The sequence below is a fragment of the Bacillus sp. BF2-3 genome (assembly GCF_008368795.1).
In the GTDB taxonomy this organism is placed as follows: Bacteria; Bacillota; Bacilli; order Bacillales; family Bacillaceae_G; genus Bacillus_A; species Bacillus_A cereus.
The window spans coordinates 1-11,382 of sequence record NZ_QOSA01000026.1; the positions used below are offsets into that span (position 1 = coordinate 1).

Here is an 11,382-nt window from a genome sequence, read left to right on the forward strand (position 1 = left end):
CTTTTAGGGGTCACTTCAATTTTCCTTGGCTTTTTTAAATGTAGTTAATTAATTTTTTGAAGTTAAATCATCAGCTGCAGAGTGATCAGCATCTTCAATTGTTGTTTCGGGCATTCCGTATAAGCCGTTCATTGCTTGTTCTTCGATAGTAAGATTTGCAGTATTATTATTTTGAATAGATGTAGTGTTTTCAGTAACATTTTCTTTTTTATTTATACTTTTGTCATTCATGTATGTATCCTCCAAATTTCATTTGATTTATCTATAGTATGTGGATGGATTTCCAGAAATATGTGAATTGATTCTTACAGCCCTTTCCGAACGGGAAAGCCCATCGCCTTTAGGCATGGGATGAAAGTGAGGTTGGATACGGAGTACCACTAAAAATCGCTAAGTTTGTGGTACTTTAAGTATCCAAAATATTGGTATCTTTTGTGGTGTAGTTTAAAAGTAAAACTGATACAATGTGAATATGATAAATGATTATAGAAGAACCAAAACAACTGTGTCATTAATTAACTACCATTTTGTGTTTTGCCCGCGATACAGAAGAAAAATTTTTCTTAACACAAAAGTAGAAGAACGTTTCAAAGAGTTGGTTCAAGAAATATGCGGAGAAATGGATGTTGCTATTGTCGCAATGGAATGCGACAAAGACCACGTTCACTTGTTCTTAAATACACTACCAACACTTAGTCCTGCTGACACAATGGCGAAAATTAAAGGAGTGACATCGAAGCGTTTGAGAGGAGAGTTTCCTCATCTTCAACACTTGCCAAGTCTATGGACACGTTCCTATTTTGTTTCTACTGCTGGAAATGTATCGACTGAGACAATTAAACAGTATGTTGAAAATCAAAAGACGAGGGGGTGAAAATTGTGTCACAAACAATCACAGTCAAAGTTAAATTGCTTCCAACAAAAGAACAAATTCAGTTATTGGAACAAAGTAGCTATGAGTATATCAAAGTCATTAATACACTTGTATCTGAAATGGCTGAAGCGAAGAAGAGCACTAAGAAAAGTACAAAAGATGTTGAAGCGAATCTTCCAAGCGCAGTGAAGAACCAAGCAATTAAAGACGCTAAAAGTGTGTTTTCTACAAAGGTGAAAAAAAGTAAATACAAAGTTATTCCGATTCTAAAGAGACCTGTTTGTGTATGGAACAATCAAAACTATTCGTTTGACTTCACGCACATTTCAGTTCCACTCATGGTAAATGGAAAATCAACTCGCTTAAAGGTTCGTGCTTTATTAACTGATAAATATAATCGCAATTTTAATTTGTTAACACACAAGTTAGGTACACTTCGTATCACGAAGAAATCTAATAAGTGGATTGCTCAAATATCTGTCACAATTCCTACAAATGAAAAAACAGGAACGAAGATTTTAGGGGTAGATTTAGGTCTTAAAGTCCCTGCGGTAGCCATCACAGACGATGAGAAAGTTCGTTTCTTCGGCAATGGTAGACAAAACAAATATATGAAACGTAAGTTTCGTAGTGTTCGTAAGAAGTTAGGTGAAAATAAGAAATTAAATGCCATTCGACAACTTGATGATAAAGAACAAAGATGGATGCAAGACCAAGACCACAAAGTAAGTCGTGAAATCATTGACTTTGCAACTGATAATAACATTTCTGTTATTCGTTTAGAACAACTAACGAATATTAGACAGACGGCAAGAACAAGCCGTAAAAACGAGAAAAATCTACACACTTGGTCATTCTATCGTTTAGCACAATTCATTGAATACAAAGCGAATTTAGTTGGTATTAAGGTAGAATATGTGAACCCTGCTTATACAAGTCAAACATGTCCGAAATGTTCTGAAAAGAACAAAGCACCAGACAGAAAATACAAGTGCCGATGTGGATTTGAGAAACATCGTGATATTGTTGGGGCGATGAATATTCGCTACGCAACTGTGATTGATGGTCACAGTCAATCAGCCTAAGATGCTATACGCACTGTCTTAGGAGGGGCAATGAGATGCCCTCATCTTGAAGTCTGTTCAAAACAGAAATGGACTGCGAACGTTTAGTCATTCAAGAATCCCACCCGTCAATCCGTAAGGATTAGGGCTTGCGACTTTAGTCGTGGGAGTCTCAAATATGTTATATAATTAAATGAATAATTAGGGTGAGTTGTAAACTGTTAGGAGTGAACAATTATGGTGAAAGCAAGGGAATTAGCCTTCTAAAATAAAAAGAAAATTTTAGGAGGCTATTAGAATGAAGTTTCATGTAATTGATAGAGAAGATTGGAATAGAGAGCAGTATTTTGAGTATTATTTAAAGTTGAAATGTACATTTAGTATGACTGTGAATGTTGATATCACGATGTTATTAGGGGAAGTATATCAAAAGGGAATAAAATTTTATCCCGTTTTTATATATTTAATTTCTAGAGTAGTAAATAATTATAAAAAATTTCGAACATGTTTTAACGATGAAGGAGTTTTAGGCTATTGGGAGGAAATGATACCGAGTTATACAATTTTTCATAAAGATGATAAGTCTTTTTCAAGTATATGGACGGATTATTCAAGTGATTTCCGCACTTTCTATAATAATTATGAAGACGATATGAGATGCTATGCTAATGTTCATGGTCTTTTCACGAAAGAAAATATTCCGCCTAATGTATTTCCGATTTCTAGCATACCTTGGACTAGTTTTACTGGATTTAATCTTAATATTAATAATGATGAAAATTTTCTATTGCCAATTATAACTTGTGGGAAATATTTTAACGAAGGAAACAAGGTTATGCTACCAGTTTCATTGCAAGTACATCATTCGGTTTGTGATGGATATGATGCGAGTCAATTTATAGAAGATTTACAGCAGTTAAGTAATACTTGCAACGAGTGGCTTAAGTAATATCTAATTTTTAATTATATAAAGTGAAACTTTAATCAGTGGGGTGTCAGCCCCCGCTGATTATTAGCCCGACCCCCACCTAACTTCTTTGCTTTCGCTGAATTTTGAGGTGGGGGTCTTACTGCCCGGCAAATAGCGGGATAAAATTGAAAATGAATAAAAGAAGAGAACATGTTTATATTACATGGTCTCTTTTTATTATTCATTAATACTAAGTAATTGTGGAAAATATAGGGTGATTTGTAGTTTAATAGTAAAGAGGGTGATTAGTGTTAATTTTCTTTGTTTTTAAAAAAATTAAGGATATAAATGTTTTAATAGGGGGTAATAAAGTGAAATTCATAAGCATTGAAAAAGATGAGATCCTAATTGGGAATATGGAAAATTTGTATTGTAAAGTATTTGAGAAAACAAATTTCAATGAAATGATCGAGCGAATGAATAGGCATATAGAATATACAGGTTTTAAAGGTATAGTAGCAATAAATGATGAAAATGAAGTAGTTGGTTTTACTTATGGTTATCGCTCAATCGAGGGACAGTACTATAATCAATTAATGAGAGAAGCGTTACATCTAGAGCAAGTAGACGAATGGTTACAAGATTGTTTTGAATTTGTAGAGTTAGCAGTCCACCCACAATATCAAAATGAAGGTCTTGGAACGAAATTACATAATGAATTACTAGAAGGGATTCCAAATAGAACGAGTGTTTTAACAACACAAATAAACAATGAAAAAGCACGTTCGTTATATGAAAGATTAGATTGGGTAAATGTATTAGAACCATTTCATCCAAGTAAAAATGATGTTCCATATGTAATAATGGGAAAAGCATTAAAAACAAAAGTGAATTGATAATTATGCCATTCACAAAAATGGTTGGTTTGTAATAATGAAGGGGAAAACGAAAATGACGAAAATATCTATAGAAAAAGCTACAATTTTAGATGCTGAGAAATTAACAGAAATAATGAAAAGAACATTTGATGCAGAAGCAAAACAATGGCTATACGGCCAAGATGATGTCATTGATTATAACATTCAACCGCCAGGATATTCTTCAGTTGAAATGATGGAATATTCCATTGAAGAATTGGATTCTTTCAAAGTTGTAATGGATAAAGAAATAATCGGAGGGATAATAGTTACGATTTCTGGTAAGTCGTACGGTCGAATTGATCGTATTTTTGTAGATCCTGTTTATCAAGGAAAAGGAATTGGATCACATATTATGAAATTAATAGAAAAGGAATATCCGAACATAAAGATTTGGGATCTCGAAACATCTAGTAGACAAATTAACAATCATCACTTTTATAAAAAGATGGGTTACCAAATGATTTTTGAATCGGAAGATGAGTATTGTTACGTGAAAAGAATAAAAACAAGCTCAAACAAAGCCAGTGTAGTTACAAATAAAGATATGAAAAATAGTCAATACGAAAACTGTAATTTAGCAAATAAAGAGTATTATCAAGTGAATTTAAAAAACAGTTCATTTGTTGGTAGCAATATAATGAATATGAATATGAGTAATTGTAATGTAAGTCAATCCAAGTTTAGAAATATAAATTTTAGAAGGTCATCATATGCAGATTTAAATCTTTCTGGCAGTAAATTTAATTTGGTGACTTTAGGTGGAGTGCAATTTAAAAATACAAGTCTCGGAGATGAGAAGGAACCTATTGTATTCGATAAATGTGATTTGGAATGTAGCACTATAAGTAATAGTAATCTGAAAAATATTGAAATAGAAAATTGTGATATAGTCGGCATGAAACTAAATGGTATTTTAATTGAAAATTTGCTTGATTTATATAACAAGGTGAAAAGTTAACCAAATCCATATCCATATAGTCTTTAATCTTTTTGGAAATTAAGTATTATATCGAAATAATTATGTAAAAATGACATAAATAAATCCGGGCGAGAAGGTCATTCGTGAACGTTTCTAGAATACACACAAATATATTGTTATTTATATGGAGGAGAGAAAGATGGGAATCAACGTTAGAGCAGTAGAAATACAAGATGCTAGAGCAATTCATCGTATATGTATACAGGATGATGTTTTACCGTATATGGTTTTCTTACCTAGCATGCGTGTAGAGGCTATGGAAAATAGAATTCGAAATTTAGCACCAAATCAATTTGAATTTGTTGCAGAATATGATGGAGAAGTTGTTGGGTTTGTAGGTTTAACACAAAGTCCGGGCCGAAGATCTCATTCAGGCGATTTATTCATTGGGGTAGACAGTGAATATCATAATAAAGGAATTGGGAGAGCACTTCTTACGAAGATGCTTGATTTGGCTGATAATTGGTTAATGTTAGAGAGAGTAGAACTAGGTGTGTTAGAAACGAATCCAAAAGCAAAAGCTTTATATGAAAAATTTGGATTTGTAGAAGAGGGAGTAAAGATAGGGAATTTGAAAGCTCATGGAAAGTTTATTAATGAAATTATGATGAGTCGTTTTAGACCGAATGGTTTAATTGTACATAATGAATAGTTAAAAGCATGACAGTATACTGTCATGCTTTTTTATTAGAACTTGGCTGCAATAAAAATAATACTAAACCAATAAAAATAACGGTAATTCCTAGTCCTTGTTGTAAAGAAATGGTCTCATGTAATATAAAGTACGCTAGTATACAAGTGCCAATTGTTTCACCTAAAATACTCATTGAAATTACAGTAGCACTTATCCATTTTAATAACCAATTAAAAATGGTTTGTCCTAAAATTGTAGCAATGAAAGCTAATCCAATAAAGCACAACCAAGTTTGTGTAGAGTAATGGATGAAAGATTCTTGTTGCGTGAAAGCAAATATGCCAAGAAAGCTAGCACTACTTCCATAACTAATTACCGAATATGGTATAAGTGACAAATCTTTACGAACGTGTTGGCTAATGAAAAAATAAGCAGTAATGATACCGGCAGCGATAAGTGCTAAAATATCTCCATATAAAGCTTCTCCACTAATTTGGAAATCTTGCCAGCCAATGATGATACTACCTGAAATAGCGATGAGGCAACCAATAACTGCTCCTTTCGTAAATCTCTCCTTAAATAAAAAATAACCACCAATCATTGAGAACAAAGGTTGTAACGTTACGATAACTGTAGAGCTTGCTACAGAAGTATATTGTAATGATTCAAACCATAGTACATAATGTGCAGCTAAAAATAGCCCAGATACGAATCCAAGTGCCCATTGTTTTTTCGTTAAAGTTTTTAGCTCATTTCGACTATTTTTATTAAATAGTAATAACGGTAACAGAATTAGTGTGGCAAAGAATAATCTGTAAAAAGCAATGATTGTCGCAGGAGCATCTGCCAATTTTACAAAAGTAGCTGAAGTTGATAAGGCGAATACACCAAAAAATAAGATGCAATATGAAAGAATAGGTGATTTCAAAGTTTGTCCCTCCGATAGAATGTTTATTATAATGAACTTAATACGATATAATGTACAAAGGTAAGTATATAAGTCCCGGAGATAATAGGAAAGGATTATTTGCCTTTGTTTAGTATGTCAGCACAAAGACAATGAAATATGCATTATGATGGATGAAAGGAAGTTTTACTATGATACATGATAGGCTTGGACAAACAGTATTAAGTTATCGTAAGAAAAATAATATGACAATTCGTGAATTCGCTGATTATGCAGGAATTAGTACATCACTAATTAGCCAAATTGAAAGAGGACATGCTAATCCTTCTTTAAATGTTTTGGAGTTAATTGCAAAAGCATTAAATGTACCGCTGTTTACACTTTTTATTAATAATATCGATACAGATTCGCTCATTTCTAAGAAAAAAGATCGAAAAAAAGTATATCGGGAAAACAATGATCACATTGTATATGATGTATTAACACCTGATTTTATGAAAGCACGTATTGAAATGTTAATGATGGATTTAAATAAACGAGCAAACACAACAGAAAGCCATTATTCCCATGAAGATAAGGAAGAGATTGCTGTTATTATGAAAGGGGAAGTGTATGTGGAATTGGAGGGAAAAGAATATTATTTAGAAGAAGGCGATGTTGTACGTATTCCACCGAATGTGAAGCATCGATTTTTGAATAAAAGTGATGAATCGAATCACATTTTATTTGTACTGACACCATCTTTAGGATGAAAATATAGTGATTTTTAATAGGGGAGAAAGAAAATGGAAAAAAGTATTTTGAAAGGCGGTCTTTCAATTATTTCTCAATGTAAAAAAGAAACAAATGATATTTGGCATGCACATTTTGGAGCAGCTGCAATTGCTAGTTATTTTTTTATGAAAGATAATAATATTGATGAAGAAACAGCTCGTAATATGTATTCGCAAACAAGGATGATGCTGAACAAGAAAAAAATTGGTGAGATGATTGATGATAAAAAAGAAATAGATTTTAAAATTGCGGAAAATATGATTATAAAATCTTTAGAACAAACGATTGATGAGCTTCATTGGGTGGGGCATAACGTCATTTATGCGTCATTAAGTTTATTAGCTATGAAAGAGCTACAAAAATGGGGTGATAATCAAGCAATTGAAGGGATTACTACTCTTATTTTATCATTTCGAAAAACAATTCCAGGTAGATCGTGGATTGGTTATACGACGAAAGAAGTAAAACAATTAAGTTTTGAAGAGGAGATACAAAGTGAATTGAGTAATCCAACACAAGTATCTCAGTTCATTTTAAATGAGTTATCGAAATTTAATAGTATTTATCGAGCGGAATCACATCATGATTTAATTGGGCATTTGCTTACATACTCCCACGCAATTAATATAATGTACGATTTAGGACATATAGATATATTTCAACGAGGGATACGTCCGCTGTTAAAACTAGTATACGTACTAAGAGCTAGCCAAAAGCTCAAGCTGAATACGGAAATACCTTTACACTCACCTATAGATCGATTACCTTTAATTCAATCTAAACGTGCAAATATTTTACCAACTGAAAATATATTTTGGATAAAAGACTATAGTGAATTCGATTGGGATTTTGGTCATGTATTTAAATTCTCGTATAGTTATTTTAATCATATACAGAGAGCTCCAAATTATAAAGATATCACATTAGAAAAATTCCGTTATGTTATTCATTCTTAATGAACGTTAATGATCTGTAAAAGGATGTTTAATCTAGTTTCTTTTTTTGTTAGTAGTATATTATTTTTTCAAATATGTAAGATTTTACATGCGTATTTTACTTTTACTAATTATGTAAGTAGGCTATACTGAAATACATACATTTTATTTTTGGAGAGATGTAAAACGACATGGAACTAGCGAAATTGGAAAAAGTAATTGAAATAAAAAAAGAAGAACTTTTATATTTAGTATCGGATTATGGAATTCAACATGAAAAAGTATTGGCATTGAGTCAAGAACTAGACAAATTAATCAATTACTTTATGTTTTTAAAATAAAGAGAACTATGACGGGGTTTGTAAATGTTATAGTTCTTTTTTATTAGGTAATTTGAAAATATATTAAAATATATTGTCTAATTTCTTACAGAATGCGCAACTTGCTAGTCGAATATAAGGACTTTTGGTTATAATAAAAAGGAATTATTAATTGTATCGGTTAGGAGCGCAGCACATATGAAAACAGTTGTTGTTATCGGTGGAGGTATAACGGGACTTTCTACTATGTTTTATTTAGAAAAATTAAAAAAGGATTATAATATCGATTTAAATTTAATTCTTATTGAGAAAGAAGAGTATTTAGGTGGTAAAATCCATAGTGTGGAAGAAAAGGATTTCATTATGGAGTCAGGAGCGGATTCAATCGTTGCTCGTAATGAACACGTTATGCCACTTGTAAAAGATTTAAATTTAGAAAATGAAATGGTATATAATGAAACGGGTATTTCTTACATATATTCTGAAAACATGTTACATCCGATTCCTTCTGATACTATATTTGGGATACCGATGAGCGCCCAGTCGTTGTTTAGCAGTACGCTAGTCTCAACGAAGGGGAAAATCGTAGCTTTAAAAGATTTCATAACGAAAAATAAAGAGTTTACGAAAGATACATCACTTGCTTTATTTTTAGAAAGCTTTTTAGGGAAAGAGTTAGTGGAAAGACAAATTGCTCCTGTGCTTTCAGGTGTATATTCTGGTAAATTGAATGAGCTTACAATGGCATCTACATTACCGTATTTACTGGATTATAAAAATAAGTATGGAAGTATTATTAAAGGTTTTGAAGAGAATAAAAAACAATTTCAATCAGCGGGAAATAAAAAATTCGTATCATTTAAAGGTGGACTATCTACGATAATTAATCGCTTAGAAGAAGTGCTGACTGAAACTGTCGTAAAAAAAGGTGCTATAACGACGGCTGTAAGTAAACAAGAGGATCGATATGAGATTTCTTTTGCAAATCATGAAACAATACAAGCTGATTATGTTGTTTTAGCAGCTCCACATGATATTGCACAAACTTTATTACAGTCTAATGAGTTAAATGAGCAGTTTAATACATTTAAAAACTCATCTCTTATAAGTATTTATTTAGGATTTGACATACTAGATGAACAACTACCAGCTGATGGTACGGGGTTTATTGTAACGGAAAACAGTGATTTACATTGTGATGCTTGTACATGGACAAGTCGAAAGTGGAAACATACATCGGGTAAACAAAAATTATTAGTTAGAATGTTTTATAAGAGTACCAATCCGGTATATGAAACAATCAAGAATTACAGTGAAGAAGAATTAGTACGAGTCGCTTTATATGATATTGAAAAGAGTCTCGGAATTAAAGGTGAACCAGAAGTAGTTGAAGTTACAAATTGGAAAGATTTAATGCCGAAATATCATTTAGAACATAATCAAGCGGTTCAAGCATTACAAGAAAAAATGACGAATCTTTATCCAAATGTATATTTAGCTGGTGCCTCATATTATGGTGTTGGAATTGGTGCGTGTATTGGAAATGGAAAGAATATAGCCAATGAAATAATGGATACATTAAATAAATAATACTGTAGAATAAATAAAAACTGTCCCTTCAGCAAAATGGAGGAACAGTTTTTATTTATTTTATTTGAATGGAAATTGTATTGTTTTTTACATTGTTTTCTTTTATTGTTAATATTATTTCTCCAGACTCTTTAAATGAATACGGTGATAGTTGATAAATATCTTTTATATCAAGTTTTTCTTGTAATTTATTTACCGGTATTGATACGATATTTGGCTTCCATGTTTCTTGTTTTCCTGAAGGATATTCTATAAGTATTACCGGATTTTTTAACTTTATTGTTTTCCAAGAGACGAAATATAGTTGTACTTCTGTATCTTTTTTTAATAATTCTTCGGAGAAATAACCGAATTCGCCTACATTACCGAAAACAGTATAGTTTTGATTTTTTAATTTAATATCTAAATAACTAGGTTGATATGTTACTGCATGATAAGTTCCATATGAAAGTGAGAGTATGGCAGCGATTAAAATACCGATTGAAAATGTCTTAAAGCTATTGCCTTTAAAGCTAGTCATCATGAATGAGTTTGGTGTGAATTTTTTTGCGAATAAAAAAATAAGTAATATGAGTAAGAGGGATAAGCCGATGAATATATACATAGATTTTTACACCTCCATAGCGTAAAATGGATTAACTATATTTTACCATAAATGTATGGGTTAGGATGGTTGTTTAGAAGGGAAAAATGAAGGAACAAATTCTTTACAGTTCTTGATAATTTAAAATTTGATTTATGGAAATTATAGCGTCATGTTTGAGTCCCAATCAGAAGGTATCCAATTCGTGTATATAGAATAAAGAGGGAATGCGCCATTAGAAATGTTTGACTTATGGAACAATAAGGACTTTACTAATTATACATATTTTTTCTGATATAATGAATGAGTAGAGAGAAAGGAGTGATCCTATGGCATTTCCTATATTAGAAACAGAACGCTTACGTTTAGTTGAAATAGAACAATCTTATTGTCAAAAAATATATGAAATCTTTTCATTGGATGAAGTGACGTGTTATTACGGTATGAATTCTTTTACGGAGTTTGGACAAGCTTCACGTATGATCGAATCTTTTTCAAAAAATTACTTTGAGAAAAAGGCAATACGATGGGGAATTGTGTTAAAAGAAACGAACGTTTTAATAGGAACAATTGGACTAAACAATTTACAATTATGGAGTAAACGATCTGAGATTGGATATGATCTGCATCCTCGTTATTGGGGAAATGGTTACGCTTCGGAAGCAGCTCGAGAAATTATTGATTATGGATTTAAAGATTTAGGTTTGTTTAGAATTGGAGCTATTACATATCCTGAAAATGATACTTCTTGTAGAATGTTATCTAAAATTGGCTTCCAAAAGGAAGGTCTATTGCGTGGATATATTCATCAAGGAAATAAGCAACACGATGCATTATTGTATTCTATAGTACGAACTGATATTGAGAACATAAATTTATAATAAAAAAAACC

General features: G+C 31.7%; 14 protein-coding genes. 11 read left to right on the forward strand and 3 right to left on the reverse strand.

Going from position 1 to position 11,382, the window contains the following annotated elements:
- Positions 1–48 precede the first annotated feature (48 nt).
- Entirely contained in the window at positions 49–231 is a 183-nt protein-coding gene (locus tag DN401_RS19990) for a DUF4021 domain-containing protein (protein ID WP_086402011.1), read from the reverse strand.
- Positions 232–472: 241 nt separating this feature from the next.
- On the opposite strand from DN401_RS19990, the gene tnpA reads away from it, so the two are divergent.
- From tnpA to DN401_RS20025, 6 genes are all read left to right on the forward strand, one after another.
- On the forward strand, positions 473–874 hold the full coding sequence (gene tnpA, locus DN401_RS20000; RefSeq protein WP_000606465.1) for an IS200/IS605 family transposase: 402 nt from the start codon (positions 473–475) through the stop codon (positions 872–874).
- Positions 875–879: 5 nt separating this feature from the next.
- Positions 880–1,959, forward strand: coding sequence for an RNA-guided endonuclease TnpB family protein (locus DN401_RS20005; protein WP_086402010.1), 1,080 nt, complete (start codon positions 880–882; stop codon positions 1,957–1,959).
- Positions 1,960–2,236: 277 nt separating this feature from the next.
- Positions 2,237–2,887, forward strand: a complete 651-nt coding sequence (catA, locus tag DN401_RS20010; RefSeq protein WP_086402009.1) for a type A chloramphenicol O-acetyltransferase — start codon at positions 2,237–2,239, stop codon at positions 2,885–2,887.
- A 332-nt stretch (positions 2,888–3,219) separates the two neighbouring features.
- Entirely contained in the window at positions 3,220–3,744 is a 525-nt protein-coding gene (locus tag DN401_RS20015; protein WP_000668808.1) for a GNAT family N-acetyltransferase, read from the forward strand.
- Between the two features lie 37 nt (positions 3,745–3,781).
- Positions 3,782–4,726 (forward strand): GNAT family N-acetyltransferase, encoded by a 945-nt coding sequence (locus DN401_RS20020; RefSeq protein WP_127063941.1) that lies wholly within the window; start codon positions 3,782–3,784, stop codon positions 4,724–4,726.
- Positions 4,727–4,886: 160 nt separating this feature from the next.
- Positions 4,887–5,399 carry a GNAT family N-acetyltransferase gene (locus tag DN401_RS20025; protein WP_000512619.1) on the forward strand — a complete coding sequence of 171 codons (513 nt, stop codon included), beginning with the start codon at positions 4,887–4,889 and terminating at the stop codon, positions 5,397–5,399.
- A gap of 22 nt (positions 5,400–5,421) precedes the next feature.
- Here the strand turns inward: DN401_RS20025 and DN401_RS20030 are convergent, their stop codons facing one another.
- Complete coding sequence (locus DN401_RS20030; protein WP_100655396.1) at positions 5,422–6,309, reverse strand: DMT family transporter; 888 nt, start codon at positions 6,307–6,309, stop codon at positions 5,422–5,424.
- A 170-nt stretch (positions 6,310–6,479) separates the two neighbouring features.
- Here DN401_RS20030 and DN401_RS20035 point away from each other — a divergent pair, with 170 nt between their 5' ends.
- The 4 genes from DN401_RS20035 to DN401_RS20050 all read left to right on the forward strand — a co-directional run bounded on the left by DN401_RS20035 (position 6,480) and on the right by DN401_RS20050 (position 9,907).
- Positions 6,480–7,040 (forward strand): helix-turn-helix domain-containing protein, encoded by a 561-nt coding sequence (locus tag DN401_RS20035; RefSeq protein ID WP_100655395.1) that lies wholly within the window; start codon positions 6,480–6,482, stop codon positions 7,038–7,040.
- Positions 7,041–7,073: 33 nt separating this feature from the next.
- Positions 7,074–8,018, forward strand: a complete 945-nt coding sequence (locus DN401_RS20040) for a hypothetical protein (protein WP_086402005.1) — start codon at positions 7,074–7,076, stop codon at positions 8,016–8,018.
- Between the two features lie 170 nt (positions 8,019–8,188).
- The gene (locus tag DN401_RS20045; RefSeq protein WP_000417698.1) at positions 8,189–8,338 is read left to right on the forward strand and encodes an aspartyl-phosphate phosphatase Spo0E family protein; all 150 of its coding nucleotides are present in this window, start codon (positions 8,189–8,191) and stop codon (positions 8,336–8,338) included.
- Between the two features lie 177 nt (positions 8,339–8,515).
- Positions 8,516–9,907 (forward strand): protoporphyrinogen oxidase, encoded by a 1,392-nt coding sequence (locus DN401_RS20050; protein ID WP_048538736.1) that lies wholly within the window; start codon positions 8,516–8,518, stop codon positions 9,905–9,907.
- Between the two features lie 55 nt (positions 9,908–9,962).
- Here the strand turns inward: DN401_RS20050 and DN401_RS20055 are convergent, their stop codons facing one another.
- Entirely contained in the window at positions 9,963–10,511 is a 549-nt protein-coding gene (locus DN401_RS20055) for a hypothetical protein (protein ID WP_000275240.1), read from the reverse strand.
- Between the two features lie 308 nt (positions 10,512–10,819).
- Between DN401_RS20055 and DN401_RS20060 the strand changes: the two genes are divergently transcribed.
- A complete protein-coding gene (locus DN401_RS20060) occupies positions 10,820–11,371 on the forward strand; it encodes a GNAT family N-acetyltransferase (protein ID WP_000885397.1) in 552 nt (183 codons plus the stop codon).
- Positions 11,372–11,382 lie beyond the last annotated feature (11 nt).

Bases quoted from the DNA above. Each gene is read 5' to 3' on its own strand.
- DN401_RS19990 (WP_086402011.1), bottom strand. From the start codon at position 231: ATGAATGACAAAAGTATAAATAAAAAAGAAAATGTTACTGAAAACACT.
- tnpA (WP_000606465.1), top strand. From the start codon at position 473: ATGATAAATGATTATAGAAGAACCAAAACAACTGTGTCATTAATTAAC.
- catA (WP_086402009.1), top strand. From the start codon at position 2,237: ATGAAGTTTCATGTAATTGATAGAGAAGATTGGAATAGAGAGCAGTAT.
- DN401_RS20020 (WP_127063941.1), top strand. From the start codon at position 3,782: ATGAAGGGGAAAACGAAAATGACGAAAATATCTATAGAAAAAGCTACA.
- DN401_RS20025 (WP_000512619.1), top strand. From the start codon at position 4,887: ATGGGAATCAACGTTAGAGCAGTAGAAATACAAGATGCTAGAGCAATT.
- DN401_RS20035 (WP_100655395.1), top strand. From the start codon at position 6,480: ATGATACATGATAGGCTTGGACAAACAGTATTAAGTTATCGTAAGAAA.
- DN401_RS20040 (WP_086402005.1), top strand. From the start codon at position 7,074: ATGGAAAAAAGTATTTTGAAAGGCGGTCTTTCAATTATTTCTCAATGT.
- DN401_RS20045 (WP_000417698.1), top strand. From the start codon at position 8,189: ATGGAACTAGCGAAATTGGAAAAAGTAATTGAAATAAAAAAAGAAGAA.
- DN401_RS20050 (WP_048538736.1), top strand. From the start codon at position 8,516: ATGAAAACAGTTGTTGTTATCGGTGGAGGTATAACGGGACTTTCTACT.
- DN401_RS20055 (WP_000275240.1), bottom strand. From the start codon at position 10,511: ATGTATATATTCATCGGCTTATCCCTCTTACTCATATTACTTATTTTT.
- DN401_RS20060 (WP_000885397.1), top strand. From the start codon at position 10,820: ATGGCATTTCCTATATTAGAAACAGAACGCTTACGTTTAGTTGAAATA.